Genomic DNA, 15,034 nt, shown 5'->3' with positions numbered 1-15,034 from the left:
TCAGACCAGCTCGTCGGTGCCGAAACGGCGTACGTAGAGGAAGACCATGGCCAGGATCGCGGCCATCAGCGTGAACGACAGCGCGGCCGCCACGGGGTATCCGCCGGGGATGGCGAGGAACTGGTCGTTGATGACGTTGCCGACCATCTTCCCGCGCTGGGGGCCGAGCAGCTCCATGTTGACGAAGTCGCCGGCCGCCGGGATGAAGGTCAGGAGGGTGCCGGCGAGCACGCCGGGCATCGACATCGGCAGGGTCACGGTGCGGAAGGTGGTGAAGCCGTTGGCGTACAGGTCGCCGCCCGCCTCGATCACCCGCGGGTCGGCACGCTCGAGCGAGGCATAGATCGGCAGCACCATGAAGGGCAGGAAGTTGTAGGTCAGGCCCGCGACGACCGCGACCGGCGTGTTGATGATCGCGCCGCCGGGCAGCAGGTTGAGGAAGTTCAGCGTGCCGGCCACCCAGCCCTCGTCAGCGAGGATCTGCGACCACGCGAAGGTGCGCAGGATGAAGGAGGTGAAGAACGGCGCGATGACGCAGATCATCATCAGGTTGCGCCACTTGCCGGCCTTGAACGCCATCGCGTAGGCCAGCGGGTAGGCGATGACGAACGCGAGGAACGTCGCGAGCCCGGCGTAGAGGAACGACCGCGCGAAGTGCGGTGCGTAGTCGGTCAGCGCGGCGGCGTAGTTCGAGAAGTTCACGTCGCGGTAGTAGTAGCCGGGGAAGCCGGGGTAGCGGCTCTGCAGGCTGACCGCGGCCAGCTGCACCAGCGGCAGCAGGAAGAAGACGCCGAGCCACAGCACACCCGGCAGGAGCAGCAGGTACGCCGTCCAGCTCCGCTTCTGCGTCTCGGGGGCGGACGCGACGGGGTGGATCCCCGGGTCGCCCGCCACCTGCGAGACCGGCGCGAGGGCGCTCATCCTTCGTCCACCGCGACACCGAACGCGTGCCCGGGGTTCCAGGTCAGCCAGACCTCGTCACCGGGACGGAGGTCGAGCGGCTCGACGTCGAGGTTCTGCTCGTAGCAGCTCCAGGTCGTCCCGCTCGGCATGTCGACCAGGTAGCTCGTCGCGACGCCGAGGAACGACACGTCGCGCACCACGCCCTTGACGTCGTTGCCGACGCCGTCGGGCTGCTTGCGCGACACCGTCACCTTCTCGGGGCGTACGCCGAACAGCACCTGGCCCTCGTGCACCTGCGAGCGGGACTTGAGGATCCGCACCTTGGTGCCGAGCACGTCGGCGACGAGGTGGTCGCCGTCGGTGTCCTCGATCGCGCCGACCCCGGTGTTGGCCTGGCCCAGGAAGTTGGCCACGAAGCGCGTGCGGGGCAGGTCGTAGAGCTCGGCCGGCGGGCCGAGCTGCTCGATGTGGCCCCTGTTCATCACCGCGACCGTGTCGGCCATCGTCATGGCCTCCTCCTGGTCGTGGGTGACGTGGATGAAGGTGAGTCCGACCTCGGTCTGGATGCGCTTGAGCTCGACCTGCATCTCGCGGCGCAGCTTGAGGTCGAGCGCACCGAGCGGCTCGTCGAGCAGCAGCACCTCGGGGTGGTTGACCAGCGCGCGCGCCAGCGCGACGCGCTGCTGCTGGCCGCCGGAGAGCTGGTGGGGCTTGCGCCCGGCGAACTGGGTCATCTGCACCAGCTCGAGCGCGTCGTCGGTCCGGGCGGCGGCGTCCTTCTCCTTGCGGCGCTTGGGCCCGAAGGAGACGTTGTCGCGGATCGTCAGGTGCGGGAAGAGGGCGTAGGACTGGAAGACGGTGTTGACCGGGCGCTCGTAGGGGCGCGACCCGGTCAGGTCGGTCTCCCCGATCATCACCCGGCCGGCCGTGGGCTGCTCCAGCCCGGCGACCATCCGCAGGGTGGTGGTCTTGCCGCAGCCCGACGGGCCGAGCAGCGCGAAGAAGGAGCCCCGGGGGACGTGGAGGTCGATGCCGTCGACGGCGACGAAGTCGCCGAAGGACTTGGTCACGCTCTCGAGCCTGAGGTCGCCGCGGGCTTCTCGGAATCCGGCCATGTCAGTTCCCCATCACGTTGCTGGACCACAGGTCGGCGAACTCGATGTCCTCGTCGGCGCTCAGCACCCGGAACTGCTGGATGTTGCTGTCGGCGATGAACTCGGCGGTCGGGAAGATCCACGGGCTCTCGGCCAGCTCCGGGTCGATCTTCTCCATCTCGGCCTGCGCGCCGTCGACGGGACACACGTAGTTGACCCATGCGGCGACCTGGGCGGCCACGGCCGGGTCGTAGTAGTAGTCCATCAGCTTCTGGGCGTTGCGCCGGTGCGTGGAGGTGATCGGCACCATCATGTTGTCGGACCAGAGCGTGCCGCCCGACTCGGGGATGGTGAAGGTCCAGTTGGGGTCCTCGGTGTCGTAGGCCAGCACGAAGATGTCGCCGCTCCAGGTGATGCCCGCGACAGCGTTGCCGCTGGTGAGGTCCTCCATGTAGGAGTTGCCCTTCACCCGGCGGATGTAGCCCTCGTCGATCTTCTGCTCGATGAAGTCCAGCGCGCTCTCGAACTCGGCGCGCCCCCAGTCGCTGTCGATGTCGACGCCCTGCGACTGCATGACCAGCCCGGCGGTGTCGCGGAACTCCGAGAGCACCACGATGCGGCCCTTGAGGTCGTCGGTCCAGAGGTCGTCGAGCGACCGGAGCTCGCGGCCGACCTTCTCCCGGTTGTAGCCGATCCCGGCGAAGCCGCTCTGCCAGGTGATCGAGTTCTGCCGCCCCGGGTCGAACGAGACGTCCTTCAGCGGTTGGAGCAGGTTGCTGACCACGTTGGGCATCTGGATCAGCTCGAGCGGCTGGCAGAGCTGGTCGCGGATGACCCGCGCGGCCATCCAGTCGGTGAGGGTGATGATGTCGCGGTCGATGCTCTGCCCGGCGCGCAGCTGCGGCCCGACCTTGGCGTAGTAGGAGTCGTTGTCGTCGATGTCCTCGGTGTAGCTGACCTCGATGCCGGTCTGCTCCATGAAGGCCTCGAGCGTCGGGGACCTGGTCTCCTTGCCGTTCATGTCGAGGTAGGCCGTCCAGTTGGCCCACTTGAGGATCTTCTCCTCGTCCGAGAGGTCCGTCGGCAGGTCCAGGCTGGCGACGCCGCCCGACGGCGGCTCGGGCGGGGCGCACCCGGTGAGCGCGAGCCCGGTGCCGGCGGCGAGGCCGGTGCCGAGCAGCGCGCGTCGGCTCAGCGAGCCGGAGGCCGCCTGGGCCAGCGCGGCCGCCGGGGGCGACATGTGACGCCGTGACCGGCGCGGGATGGGTGTCATGTGTTCAGGTCCTCCGCTCAGCCCCCGAGCTGCTCTGGTGTGGTGCCGTCCAGCTCTGGTGTCTAGCTCTCGATGTTGGCCATCACGTGCTTGATCCGGGTGTAGTCCTCGAAGCCGTACATCGACAGGTCCTTGCCGTAGCCGGACTTCTTGTAGCCGCCGTGCGGCATCTCGGCCACCAGCGGGATGTGGGTGTTGATCCACACGCAGCCGAAGTCGAGGGCCTTCGACATGCGCATCGCGCGTCCGAAGTCGCGGGTCCACACCGAGGAGGCGAGCCCGTAGTCCACGCCGTTGGCCCACCGGGTCGCCTCGGCCTCGTCGGCGAAGCGCTGCACGGTGATGACGGGACCGAAGATCTCGTTCTGGATGGCGACGTCGTCCTGGCGCAGCCCCGAGAGCACGGTGGGCTCGAGGTAGAAGCCGTCGCCGAGGTCCGTACGCCGGTTGCCGCCGGCCGACACCGTGGCGTGGGAGGGCAGGTTGTCGATGAAGCCGCTGACGTGCGCGAGCTGGCGGGCGTTGTTGACCGGGCCGAAGAGCGCGTCCGCGTCGTCGGGCAGGCCGACCGGTGCCGAGGTGCGGGCGTAGTCGGCCAGGGCGGCCACGAACTCGTCGTGGATGCCCTCGGCCACCAGCACCCGGGTCGCGGCCGTGCAGTCCTGGCCGGCGTTGAAGTAGCCCGCGATCGCGATGCCCTCCACCGCGGCCTCGATGTCGGCGTCGTCGAAGACGACGACGGGTGCCTTGCCGCCGAGCTCGAGGTGGACGCGCTTCACGTTCGGCGCGGCGCTGGCCGCCACCTCCGCGCCGGCGCGCACCGAGCCGGTGATCGCGACCAGGGCGGGCGTGCGGTGCTCGACGAGCCGGCGTCCGGTCTCGCGGTCACCGGTCACGACGTTGAGCGTGCCCGCCGGGAGGAAGTCCGAGGCGAGCTCGGCCAGGCGCAGGGTGCTCTCGGGGGTGGTGTCGCTGGGCTTGAGGACGACGGTGTTGCCGGCGGCGAGCGCCGGCCCGATCTTCCAGACGGCCATGAGGAGGGGGTAGTTCCACGGCGTCACCTGGCCCACGACGCCGATGGGCTCACGGCGGATCCACGACGTGTGGCCGGCCATGTACTCGCCCGCCGCCTTGCCCTCCAGTACCCGCGCGGCCCCGGCGAAGAACCGGAGCTGGTCCACCATCGGCGGGATCTCCTCGCTCGCGGTGAGCGCCTTGATCTTGCCGGTGTTCTCCGACTCCAGGGCGATGAGCTCGTCCGCGTGCGCCTCGACGGCGTCGGCGATCTTCAGCAGCGCCTGCTGGCGCTCGCTGGGCGTCGTACGCCCCCACTCGCCGAAGGCCCGGTCGGCGGCGTCGTAGGCCGCGTCGACCTCCTCGGCGCCGCTGATGGGCGCGCGGGCCACGACCTGGCCGGTGGCCGGGTTGACGACGTCGCTCAGGGCGCCGGCACCGGCGTCGACGAAGGTGCCGCCGATGAAGTTGCGCAGCGTGCGTGGGCTGGTCACGTGGGTCCTCCCGGTCGGGTGCGGTGAAGGGAGAGTAGGACGACGCGCGGCCAGATCGCCATAGATGAGCGGAACAAAACTGTCGGAATCGTGGATTTAACGCCCCGGAAATGCGGATTCCGCGCCCGGCGGCTTGCGAATCGGGCCTGGCGCACAGCACGATGTGTCCATGAGTGAGGGAAATGTGCGCCTCGACGCGACCGCCAAGCGCATCATCGAGCTCCTCCAGGAGGACGGACGCATCTCGTACGCCGCGATCGCCAAGGCGGTCGGCCTCTCGGAGGCCGCAGCCCGTGCCCGCGTGCAGAAGCTCCTCGACTCCGACGTCATGCAGGTCGTCGCGGTCACCGATCCCACCCAGGTCGGGTTCACCCGTCAGGCGATGATCGGCGTGCGCACCGAGGGCGACCCGATGAAGGTGGGGGACCGCCTCGCCGAGGTGTCCGAGGTCGACTACGTCGTCACCACCGCGGGGAGCTTCGACCTCCTCGTCGAGGTGGTGTGCGAGGACGATCCGCACCTGCTCGACGTCATCCGTCAGGTCCGTGAGCTCGACGGCGTGGTCTCCTCGGAGACCTTCGTCTACCTCAAGCTCAACAAGCAGCACTACAACTGGGGAACACGATGAGCCTCCACTCCTCCGAAGGTGAGTCCTTCGACTACCAGACCGCCGGCCGCGACCACCTCTGGCTGCACTTCACCCGGCACTCGACCTACGAGAAGGGCGGCGAGATGCCGCTCATCGTCAAGGGCGAGGGGCACAAGATCTGGGACAGCCACGGCCGCGAGTACATCGACGGCCTGGCGGGCCTGTTCGTGGTCCAGGTCGGCCACGGCCGCGACGAGCTGGCCGAGGCCGCCGCCAAGCAGGCCAAGGAGCTCGCCTTCTTCCCGCTCTGGTCCTTCGCGCACCCGCGCGCGGTCGAGCTCGCCGACCGGATCGCGGCGATGGCGCCCGGTGACCTCAACCGCGTCTTCTTCACCACCGGCGGCGGCGAGGCGGTCGAGTCGGCCTGGAAGCTGGCCAAGCAGTACTTCAAGCTCACCGGCAAGCCCAACAAGCACAAGGTCATCTCACGCGCCGTGGCCTACCACGGCACCCCGCAGGGCGCGCTCTCCATCACCGGCATCCCGCCGCTGAAGGAGATGTTCGAGCCGCTGGTCCCGGGCGCGCACAAGGTGCCCAACACCAACTTCTACCGCCGCCCGGACTACCTCGGCGACGACGAGAAGGCCTTCGGCCGCTGGGCCGCCGACCGCATCGCCGAGGCCATCGAGTTCGAGGGCCCCGACACCGTCGCGGCCGTCTTCCTCGAGCCGGTGCAGAACGCCGGCGGGTGCTTCCCGCCGCCGCCCGGCTACTTCGAGCGGGTCCGCGAGATCTGCGACGAGTACGACGTGCTCCTGGTCTCCGACGAGGTCATCTGCGCCTTCGGGCGGGTGGGGGAGATGTTCGGCGCCGCCGAGTTCGGCTACCAGCCGGACATCATCACGTGCGCCAAGGGCATGACCTCGGGCTACTCGCCGATCGGCGCGATGATCGCCAGCGACCGGCTCTTCGAGCCGTTCAAGGAGGGCACGACGGCGTACGCCCACGGCTACACGTTCGGTGGCCACCCGGTGTCGTCGGCGGTGGCGATGGCCAACCTCGACATCTTCGAGCGCGAGGGCCTCACCGACCACGTCCAGCAGAACGCGCCGGCCTTCCGCTCGACGCTGGAGAAGCTGCTCGACATCCCGATCGTCGGGGACGTGCGCGGCCACGGCTACTTCTACGGCATCGAGCTGGTGAAGGACCGCGAGACCAAGGAGACGTTCGACGACGCCGAGTCCGAGCGGCTGCTGCGCGGCTACCTCTCCGGCGCTCTGTGGGAGGCCGGCCTCTACTGCCGTGCCGACGACCGCGGCGACCCGGTCATCCAGCTCGCTCCGCCGCTGATCATCGGCCAGCCCGAGTTCGACGACATCGAGCAGCGGCTGCGGTCGGTCCTCACCGGAGCCCTCGCGCACCTCTGAGCCACCGGCCGGCCGATGTGCGCCGGACCCGGGGAAGCGGGGAGGATGTCCGGCGTGAACGACGCCGTACGCCCTGCCCGACCGCACCACAAGCTCACCGCGGACGGGCGGCGCATGCGCGAGGTCCTCACCTACTCGCGACGCGGCAGCCGGTTCACCCCGCGGCAGGCCGAGGCGTGGGCGGCGCACCAGGCCGACTGGGTGATCCCGGAGGAGGCCGTCGACCGGCCCGACTTCGACCTCGCCGAGCGCTTCGGGCGCGAGGCCCCGTTGATCGTGGAGATCGGGTCGGGCATCGGCGAGGCGACGGCCGTGCTCGCCGCCGCGCGACCCGACCACAACGTCCTCGCGCTGGAGGTGTGGCTGCCCGGGGTGGCCGACTCGCTGTGGCGGGTGGCCGAGGCGGGCGCCGACAACGTGCGGTTCTGCTCGGTCGACGCCGTCTGGTCGCTCGAGCACCTGCTGGCACCGGACAGCCTCGCCGAGCTCTGGACCTTCTTCCCCGACCCCTGGCGCAAGACCAAGCACCACAAGCGGCGCCTGGTGAACCCGGCCAACGCCGCGCTGGCCTCCTCCCGCCTGGTGCCGGGGGGAGCGTGGCGCCTGGCCACCGACTGGGCCGACTACGCCGAGCAGATGCGCGAGGTCCTCGACGGCGAGCCGACCCTCGAGGGCGGGCCGGTCGAGCGGTGGTCCGAGCGCCCGGTCACCCGCTTCGAGCGCAAGGGCCTCGAGGTCGGCCGCGACATCAGCGACTTCCTCTACCGCCGCTCCTCGTAGGGCGGGCCCGCGATCAGGGTGCAACAGCGACCTGGGCGTAGGGTGTGCCCTACCGGTGCACTCCCCGGACGGGTCCTCCAGGGCCCCCGGGACGACGTGCTGGGCGTGCCTCCACTGCGATTTGGCGTGGGCACGCCGAGTCTGTCAAGATGTTCCGGTTGCTCCGGCGGGTCGCCGGGGTGCGGCACACCTTGACTTCTGAATCGCGTCTCCTTGATCGAAACAGTCGTCCTGCGTGCTCCGCACCGGATCGAGAAGCTTCTTGATCGGAGACCCGACCAGATCCGACAGCCGTCGGGTGCCACCCAGAGCAGTACCGCTTCCCCGAGGGGTCGTGTCCGGAGCAATCGCCGCGACACGCCCGACCGCGGGGGTCGGGGGTGGAGGAGAGACAGGCGGCGCTCGCCCACCAGGGGCCGAGAGCCGAAACCAGACCAGGCGTACGAGATCGAAGAGGACACGGACCTATGGCGGGACAGAAGATCCGCATCAGGCTCAAGGCCTATGACCACGAGGTGATCGACACCTCGGCGCGGAAGATCGTGGACACCGTCACCCGCACGGGTGCGAAGGTCGCCGGCCCTGTGCCGCTGCCGACCGAGAAGAACGTGTACTGCGTCATCCGCTCGCCCCACAAGTACAAGGACTCCCGCGAGCACTTCGAGATGCGCACCCACAAGCGCCTCATCGACATCATCGACCCGACGCCGAAGACCGTCGACTCGCTGATGCGTCTCGACCTGCCTGCCGGTGTCGACATCGAGATCAAGCTCTGAGGCTGACATGACGAACACTTTTGAGCGCAACGCGAAGGGACTGCTGGGCACCAAGCTCGGCATGACCCAGCTGTGGGACGAGAACAACAAGGTCGTCCCCGTCACCGTGATCGCGGCCGCGACCAACGTCGTGACCCAGGTCCGTCGACCCGAGGTGGACGGCTACAACGCCATCCAGGTCGCGTTCGGCGAGATCGAGGCCCGCAAGGTCAACTCGCCCGAGGCCGGTCACTTCTCCAAGGCCGGTGTCACGCCGCGCCGTCACGTCGCGGAGATCCGCACCGCTGACGCCGCGAGCTACACCGTGGGCCAGGAGATCGGCGTCGACACCTTCGCCGCCGGCGAGGAGATCGACGTCACCGGCACCAGCAAGGGCAAGGGCTTCGCCGGTGTCATGAAGCGTCACGGCTTCCACGGTGTCTCCGCCTCGCACGGTGCCCACCGCAACCACCGCAAGCCGGGCTCGATCGGCGCCTGCGCCACCCCGGGTCGCGTGTTCAAGGGCACCCGCATGGCGGGCCGCATGGGCAACGACACGGTGACCACCCAGAACCTGACGGTGCACGCCGTCGACGCCGACAAGGGCCTGATCCTGCTCAAGGGTGCCGTTCCCGGCCCCCGCGGCGGGCTCGTCATGCTCCGTTCGGCTGCCAAGAAGACGCAGGAGGCCTGAGCATGGCTGTCAAGACCGTCAAGGTCGACCTCCCCGCCGAGATCTTCGACGTCGAGGTCAACATCCCCCTGATCCACCAGGTCGTGGTCGCCCAGCAGGCTGCTGCGCGCCAGGGCACGCACGCCACCAAGACCCGCGCCGACGTGCGCGGTGGTGGCCGCAAGCCCTACAAGCAGAAGGGCACCGGCCGCGCCCGTCAGGGCTCGACCCGCGCTCCGCAGTTCGCCGGCGGTGGCGTCGTCCACGGCCCGCAGCCGCGCAGCTACGACCAGCGCACCCCCAAGAAGATGAAGGCCGCCGCCCTGCGCGGTGCCCTCTCGGACCGGGCCCGCAACGGTCGCATCCACGTGGTCGACTCCCTGGTGTCGGGCGACAAGCCCTCCACCAAGGCCGCGATCACGGCGCTGACCTCGCTGACCGACCGCGTGGGCTACCTCGTGGTGCTCGAGCGGACCGACGCGATCACCTGGCTCTCGCTGCGCAACGCGCCCGAGGTCCACATCGTCGCCGTCGACCAGCTCAACACCTACGACGTGCTGAACGCCGACGACATCGTGTTCACCCAGGGCGCCTACGACGCGTTCGTGGGTGGCGTGTCTGCCGCCCCGGCCAAGGCCGGGACGAAGACCGAGAAGCCCGTCGCTGCGAAGGCCGAGGCGAAGACCGAGGTCGCCGCATTCGCCGACGTGCCGGCCGACGACGAGTCCGACGCCCCGGCCCTGCCGAAGGGCGCCAAGGCCCCGCTGAAGAGCGGCAAGGCCCCGAAGGGCTACGAGGTCAAGGGCAACGCCGACTCGGGCAAGTACCACGAGCCCGACGGCCAGTGGTACGACGCCACCGAGGCGGAGTTCTGGTTCAAGAGCGCCGAGGACGCCGAGGCCGCTGGCTTCGTGCGTGCCGGTGGTCCGAAGGAGGACGACAAGTGAGCACCCTGCACAAGGACCACCGCGACGTCCTGATCGCGCCGGTCGTGTCGGAGAAGAGCTACGGCCTGCTCGACGCCAACAAGTACACCTTCATCGTCCACCCGGACGCCAACAAGACCGAGATCAAGATCGCGGTCGAGAAGGTCTTCGGAGTCAAGGTCACCTCGGTCAACACGATCAACCGCCAGGGCAAGACCCGTCGTACCCGCTACGGCATGGGCAAGCGTCCGAACACCAAGCGCGCGATCGTCAGCCTCGCCGAGGGTCACCGCATCGACATCTTCGGAGGTCCGGTCTCCTGACCGGGCTCCTGACTAGGAACTGATATGGCTATCCGCAAGTACAAGCCGACCACCCCGGGCCGTCGTGGCTCGTCGGTGGCCGACTTCGTCGAGATCACCCGGACCACGCCCGAGAAGTCGCTGACGCGTCCGCTGCCCAAGAACGGCGGCCGCAACAACCAGGGCCGCATCACCACCCGTCACAAGGGTGGCGGGCACAAGCGCGCCTACCGCATCATCGACTTCCGTCGCTACGACAAGGACGGCGTGCCGGCCAAGGTCGCTCACATCGAGTACGACCCCAACCGCACCGCCCGCATCGCGCTGCTGCACTACGCCGACGGCGAGAAGCGCTACATCGTGGCCCCCAAGGGCCTCGTGCAGGGCACGCCGGTCGAGTCGGGCCCCAACGCCGACATCAAGCCCGGCAACAACCTCCCGCTGCGCAACATCCCGGTCGGTACGACCATCCACTGCGTGGAGCTGCGTCCGGGCGGCGGCGCGAAGATCGCCCGCTCGGCCGGCAACTCCGCCCAGCTGGTCGCCCGTGAGGGAAGCCGCGCCACGCTGCGCCTGCCCTCGGGCGAGATGCGCTTCGTCGACGTGCGCTGCCGCGCCACGATCGGTGAGGTCGGCAACGCCGAGCAGTCCAACATCAACTGGGGCAAGGCCGGCCGCATGCGGTGGAAGGGCGTTCGCCCAACCGTCCGCGGTGTCGTCATGAACCCGGTCGACCACCCGCACGGTGGTGGTGAGGGCAAGACGTCCGGTGGTCGCCACCCCGTCTCCCCCTGGGGCAAGCCCGAGGGCCGTACGCGCAAGCGCAAGGCCAGCGACTCCCAGATCATCCGTCGTCGCAAGTCCGGCAAGGGTAGGAAGTAACCGACATGCCTCGCAGCCTGAAGAAGGGCCCCTTCATCGACGACCACCTTCAGAAGAAGGTGGACGCCGAGAACGCGAAGGGCAGCCACAACGTCATCAAGACCTGGTCGCGCCGGTCGATGATCGTGCCCGACATGATCGGTCACACCATCGCCGTGCACGACGGTCGCAAGCACGTCCCCGTCTTCGTGACCGACTCCATGGTCGGCCACAAGCTCGGGGAGTTCGCACCGACCCGCACCTACCGCGGGCACGTGAAGGAAGACCGGAAGGGACGTCGTCGATGAGCACCACCGAGCGCAGCCGCACCAGCGCGCGCCGCGAGTCGCTGCTCGGCGACCAGCCGGGCGCCTTCGCCAGCGCACGCTACGTGCGGATCACCCCGATGAAGGCCCGCCGTGTCGTCGACATGGTCCGCGGCCTCCAGGTCGACGAGGCCCTCACCCTGCTGCAGTTCGCGCCGCAGGCCGCCTCCGAGACCGTCTACAAGGTGCTGGAGAGCGCCGTCGCCAACGCCGAGACCACCGAGGGGCTCAACCGGGCCGACCTCGTGCTCTCGGTCGCGATGGTCGACGAGGGCCCGACGATGAAGCGTTGGCGTCCGCGTGCCCAGGGCCGTGCCACCCGTATCAACAAGCGCACCAGCCACATCACCCTCGCGGTGCAGCCGGCCGACGCGCTCACCGCGCCGGGCAAGAAGGCCCGCGCCTCGAAGAACGGAAAGGGTGCCTGATGGGCCAGAAGATCAACCCGAACGGGTTCCGCCTGGGCATCTCCACCGACCACAAGAGCCGTTGGTACGCCGACAAGCTCTACAAGTCCTACGTCGGTGAGGACGTCGCCATCCGCAAGCTGCTCTCCAAGGGCATGGAGCGGGCCGGCATCTCCAAGGTCGAGATCGAGCGCACCCGTGACCGTGTGCGGGTGGACATCCACACCGCACGTCCGGGCATCGTCATCGGTCGCCGTGGCGCCGAGGCCGACCGCATCCGCGGCGAGCTCGAGAAGCTCACGGGCAAGCAGGTCCAGCTGAACATCCTCGAGGTCAAGCAGCCCGAGATCGACGCTCAGCTGGTCGCCCAGGGCGTCGCCGAGCAGCTCGCGGGCCGCGTGCAGTTCCGCCGCGCCATGCGCAAGGCCATGCAGACCTCGATGCGCTCCGGTGCCAAGGGCATCCGGATCCAGTGCTCGGGTCGTCTCAACGGTGCCGAGATGTCGCGTACGGAGTTCTACCGCGAGGGCCGCGTGCCCCTGCACACCCTCCGCGCCGACATCGACTACGGCTTCTACGAGGCCAAGACCACCTTCGGCCGCATCGGCGTGAAGGTCTGGATCTACAAGGGCGAGGTCGCCGGCACCCGTGCCGAGCGCCAGGCCCAGCAGGCCGCCCGCGCCGGTGCCCCCGGTCGCAGCGGCGGCCGTCCCAACACCCGTGGCGGCGACCGTCCGAGCCGTGGCTCGCGCGGCGACCGCGCACCTCGCAGCGAGGCCACCGCCGAGACTTCAGCGGCCCCCGCCGCCGAGGCTGCACCGAGCACCGGACAGGAGGCCTGACCTCATGTTGATGCCCCGTCGCGTCAAGCACCGCAAGCAGCACCACCCCAAGCGCCGTGGCGTTGCCAAGGGCGGCACCACGCTGGCCTTCGGTGACTTCGGCATCCAGGCGGTCGAGGGTCACTACGTGACCAACCGACAGATCGAGTCGGCCCGTATCGCCATGACCCGTCACATCAAGCGTGGCGGAAAGGTCTGGATCAACATCTACCCGGACCGCCCGCTGACCAAGAAGCCTGCCGAGACCCGCATGGGTTCCGGCAAGGGTTCCCCCGAGTGGTGGGTGGCGAACGTCAAGCCCGGCCGCGTCATGTTCGAACTCTCCGGTGTCGACGAGGTGACTGCTCGTGAGGCCATGCGCCGCGCGATGCACAAGCTTCCGATGAAGTGCCGGTTCATCTCCCGTGAGGCCGGTGAATTCTGATGGCTACCAAGCTGAACGCCCACGAGCTCGACGAGCTCAACGCCACCGACCTGGAGGCGAAGCTGCGCGAGGCCAAGGAGGAGCTGTTCAACCTCCGGTTCCAGGCGGCCACCGGCCAGCTGGACAGCCACGGCCGGCTCCGCGTGGTCAAGAAGGACATCGCCCGCATCTACACCGTGGTCCGCGAGCGCGAGCTCGGCATCCGCACCACGCCGGGCACCAACGAAGAGGCGAAGGCATGAGCGAGAACACTGCGACCCAGTCGGCCGACGAGCGCAACCAGCGCAAGGTCCGTGAGGGCCTCGTCGTGAGCGACAAGATGGACAAGACCATCGTCGTGGCCGTCGAGGACCGCGTGAAGCACGCGCTCTACGGCAAGGTCATGCGCAAGACGTCGCGCCTGAAGGCCCACGACGAGACCAACGAGTGCGGCATCGGTGACCGGGTCCTGATCATGGAGACCCGCCCGCTGTCCGCCACCAAGCGCTGGCGCCTGATCGAGGTCCTCGAGAAGGCCAAGTGAGCCTCGGGTGAGGTGAGCCCCGCTCGCCCCGCCCGGACCCACTCCCAGCACAGAACCCCACCAGTTCGGCCAGGCTCGTGCCCCGCGAGGGCATGAGAACCAGCTCGACAACCAGGAGAAACCAATGATCCAGCAGGAGTCGCGACTCAAGGTCGCCGACAACACCGGTGCGAAGGAGATCCTCTGCATCCGTGTTCTCGGTGGCTCTGGGCGTCGCTACGCCGGCATCGGTGACGTCATCGTCGCCACCGTCAAGGACGCGATCCCCGGTGGCAACGTCAAGAAGGGCGACGTCGTCAAGGCCGTGGTCGTACGCACCGTCAAGGAGCGTCGCCGCGCCGACGGTTCCTACATCCGATTCGACGAGAACGCCGCCGTCATCCTCAAGAACGACGGTGAGCCGCGCGGCACGCGCATCTTCGGCCCCGTCGGTCGTGAGCTGCGCGAGAAGCGCTTCATGAAGATCATCTCGCTCGCCCCGGAGGTGTTGTGAGAGATGGGTAAGAGCATGAACATCAAGAAGGGCGACACCGTCAAGGTCATCGCCGGCAAGGACAAGGGTGCCCAGGGCAAGGTCATCTCGGTGCTCCGCGAGGAGGACCGGCTGATCGTCGAGGGCGTCAACCTCGTCAAGCGCCACACCAAGTCCGTCCAGCAGACCGGCACGACCGGGGGCATCATCACCCGCGAGGCGCCGATCCACGTGTCCAACGTGATGCTGGTCGAGGGTGACGGCGTCACCCGCGTCGGCTTCCGCCGCGACGAGGTCACCAAGCGCCGTCCCGACGGCTCGACCTACACCGCCAGCCGCTCGGTCCGCGTGTCCCGCAAGACCGGCAAGGAGATCTGAGATGGCCGAGACCACCCAGACCACCGAGATTCCTCGGCTCAAGGCGCGCTACCGCGAGGAGATCGTCCCCGCCCTGCGCACCGAGTTCGACATCGCCAACATCATGCAGGTCCCCGGCCTGACCAAGATCGTGGTCAACATGGGCGTCGGCGAGGCTGCTCGCGACTCCAAGCTGATCGAGGGCGCCATCCGCGACCTCACCGCGATCACCGGCCAGAAGCCGGCCGTGACGAAGGCCCGCAAGTCCATCGCGCAGTTCAAGCTGCGCGAGGGCATGCCGATCGGTGCGCACGTCACGCTGCGCGGCGACCGCATGTGGGAGTTCCTCGACCGCCTGCTGTCCCTGGCGCTGCCCCGCATCCGTGACTTCCGCGGTCTCTCGCCGAAGCAGTTCGACGGTCGCGGCAACTACACGTTCGGTCTCACCGAGCAGGTCATGTTCCACGAGATCAACCAGGACAAGATCGACCGGTCGCGTGGCATGGACATCACCATCGTGACCACCGCCACCAATGACGACGAGGGTCGTGCGCTGCTCAAGCAGCTCGGCTTCCCGTTCAAGGAGAACTGA

General features: G+C 68.7%; 21 protein-coding genes. 17 read left to right on the top strand and 4 right to left on the bottom strand.

The window, feature by feature from the left end; all coding sequences use genetic code 11:
• The 4 genes from IRX98_RS00300 to IRX98_RS00285 form a co-directional block, all read right to left on the bottom strand.
• Nucleotides 1–921: an ABC transporter permease gene (locus tag IRX98_RS00300; RefSeq protein WP_224273070.1), complete on the bottom strand. Its 921-nt coding sequence runs from the start codon at nt 919–921 to the stop codon at nt 1–3.
• Entirely contained in the window at nt 918–1,973 is a 1,056-nt protein-coding gene (locus IRX98_RS00295) for an ABC transporter ATP-binding protein (protein ID WP_224273069.1), read from the bottom strand. The genes IRX98_RS00300 and IRX98_RS00295 overlap by 4 nt, the downstream gene beginning before the upstream one ends.
• A 46-nt stretch (nt 1,974–2,019) precedes the next feature.
• Entirely contained in the window at nt 2,020–3,270 is a 1,251-nt protein-coding gene (locus IRX98_RS00290; RefSeq protein WP_224273068.1) for an ABC transporter substrate-binding protein, read from the bottom strand.
• Nucleotides 3,271–3,332: 62 nt separating this feature from the next.
• Nucleotides 3,333–4,778, bottom strand: a complete 1,446-nt coding sequence (locus IRX98_RS00285) for a gamma-aminobutyraldehyde dehydrogenase (RefSeq protein ID WP_224273066.1) — start codon at nt 4,776–4,778, stop codon at nt 3,333–3,335.
• Nucleotides 4,779–4,947: 169 nt separating this feature from the next.
• Here IRX98_RS00285 and IRX98_RS00280 point away from each other — a divergent pair, with 169 nt between their 5' ends.
• From IRX98_RS00280 to rplE, 17 genes are all read left to right on the top strand, one after another.
• Nucleotides 4,948–5,406 carry an Lrp/AsnC family transcriptional regulator gene (locus tag IRX98_RS00280; RefSeq protein ID WP_224273064.1) on the top strand — a complete coding sequence of 153 codons (459 nt, stop codon included), beginning with the start codon at nt 4,948–4,950 and terminating at the stop codon, nt 5,404–5,406.
• Complete coding sequence (locus tag IRX98_RS00275; RefSeq protein WP_224273062.1) at nt 5,403–6,794, top strand: aspartate aminotransferase family protein; 1,392 nt, start codon at nt 5,403–5,405, stop codon at nt 6,792–6,794. The genes IRX98_RS00280 and IRX98_RS00275 overlap by 4 nt, the downstream gene beginning before the upstream one ends.
• Nucleotides 6,795–6,839: 45 nt before the next feature.
• Nucleotides 6,840–7,574, top strand: a complete 735-nt coding sequence (gene trmB / locus IRX98_RS00270; RefSeq protein WP_224273060.1) for a tRNA (guanine(46)-N(7))-methyltransferase TrmB — start codon at nt 6,840–6,842, stop codon at nt 7,572–7,574.
• Between the two features lie 467 nt (nt 7,575–8,041).
• On the top strand, nt 8,042–8,350 hold the full coding sequence (gene rpsJ, locus IRX98_RS00265; protein WP_008360994.1) for a 30S ribosomal protein S10: 309 nt from the start codon (nt 8,042–8,044) through the stop codon (nt 8,348–8,350).
• A gap of 7 nt (nt 8,351–8,357) precedes the next feature.
• The gene (gene rplC / locus IRX98_RS00260) at nt 8,358–9,023 is read left to right on the top strand and encodes a 50S ribosomal protein L3 (protein ID WP_207084052.1); all 666 of its coding nucleotides are present in this window, start codon (nt 8,358–8,360) and stop codon (nt 9,021–9,023) included.
• A 2-nt stretch (nt 9,024–9,025) separates the two neighbouring features.
• On the top strand, nt 9,026–9,949 hold the full coding sequence (gene rplD / locus IRX98_RS00255) for a 50S ribosomal protein L4, sunset domain variant (RefSeq protein ID WP_224273058.1): 924 nt from the start codon (nt 9,026–9,028) through the stop codon (nt 9,947–9,949).
• Nucleotides 9,946–10,251 (top strand): 50S ribosomal protein L23, encoded by a 306-nt coding sequence (gene rplW / locus IRX98_RS00250; protein WP_129453375.1) that lies wholly within the window; start codon nt 9,946–9,948, stop codon nt 10,249–10,251. The genes rplD and rplW overlap by 4 nt, the downstream gene beginning before the upstream one ends.
• 24 nt (nt 10,252–10,275) lie before the next feature.
• Nucleotides 10,276–11,112 carry a 50S ribosomal protein L2 gene (gene rplB, locus IRX98_RS00245; protein WP_207084054.1) on the top strand — a complete coding sequence of 279 codons (837 nt, stop codon included), beginning with the start codon at nt 10,276–10,278 and terminating at the stop codon, nt 11,110–11,112.
• Nucleotides 11,113–11,117: 5 nt separating this feature from the next.
• Nucleotides 11,118–11,399, top strand: a complete 282-nt coding sequence (gene rpsS, locus IRX98_RS00240; protein WP_091109718.1) for a 30S ribosomal protein S19 — start codon at nt 11,118–11,120, stop codon at nt 11,397–11,399.
• Entirely contained in the window at nt 11,396–11,845 is a 450-nt protein-coding gene (rplV, locus tag IRX98_RS00235) for a 50S ribosomal protein L22 (protein WP_224273056.1), read from the top strand. Before rpsS ends, rplV begins: the two co-directional genes overlap by 4 nt.
• A complete protein-coding gene (gene rpsC, locus IRX98_RS00230) occupies nt 11,845–12,666 on the top strand; it encodes a 30S ribosomal protein S3 (protein WP_207084056.1) in 822 nt (273 codons plus the stop codon). Before rplV ends, rpsC begins: the two co-directional genes overlap by 1 nt.
• A 4-nt stretch (nt 12,667–12,670) precedes the next feature.
• The gene (gene rplP, locus IRX98_RS00225; protein WP_207084057.1) at nt 12,671–13,090 is read left to right on the top strand and encodes a 50S ribosomal protein L16; all 420 of its coding nucleotides are present in this window, start codon (nt 12,671–12,673) and stop codon (nt 13,088–13,090) included.
• Nucleotides 13,090–13,332 (top strand): 50S ribosomal protein L29, encoded by a 243-nt coding sequence (rpmC, locus tag IRX98_RS00220; RefSeq protein WP_207084058.1) that lies wholly within the window; start codon nt 13,090–13,092, stop codon nt 13,330–13,332. The genes rplP and rpmC overlap by 1 nt, the downstream gene beginning before the upstream one ends.
• The gene (rpsQ, locus tag IRX98_RS00215) at nt 13,329–13,613 is read left to right on the top strand and encodes a 30S ribosomal protein S17 (RefSeq protein ID WP_224273055.1); all 285 of its coding nucleotides are present in this window, start codon (nt 13,329–13,331) and stop codon (nt 13,611–13,613) included. The genes rpmC and rpsQ overlap by 4 nt, the downstream gene beginning before the upstream one ends.
• A 124-nt stretch (nt 13,614–13,737) precedes the next feature.
• A complete protein-coding gene (gene rplN / locus IRX98_RS00210) occupies nt 13,738–14,106 on the top strand; it encodes a 50S ribosomal protein L14 (RefSeq protein WP_056599693.1) in 369 nt (122 codons plus the stop codon).
• Nucleotides 14,107–14,109: 3 nt separating this feature from the next.
• Nucleotides 14,110–14,463: a 50S ribosomal protein L24 gene (gene rplX / locus IRX98_RS00205; protein WP_224273054.1), complete on the top strand. Its 354-nt coding sequence runs from the start codon at nt 14,110–14,112 to the stop codon at nt 14,461–14,463.
• Between the two features lies 1 nt (nt 14,464).
• Nucleotides 14,465–15,034, top strand: coding sequence for a 50S ribosomal protein L5 (rplE, locus tag IRX98_RS00200; protein ID WP_207084061.1), 570 nt, complete (start codon nt 14,465–14,467; stop codon nt 15,032–15,034).

Origin of the sequence: Nocardioides lacusdianchii (assembly GCF_020102855.1) — a bacterium.
GTDB classification, from domain to species: Bacteria; Actinomycetota; Actinomycetes; order Propionibacteriales; family Nocardioidaceae; genus Nocardioides; species Nocardioides lacusdianchii.
The sequence above is the reverse complement of the archived record's forward strand: the minus strand, read 5'-3'. Positions and strand labels throughout refer to the sequence as shown.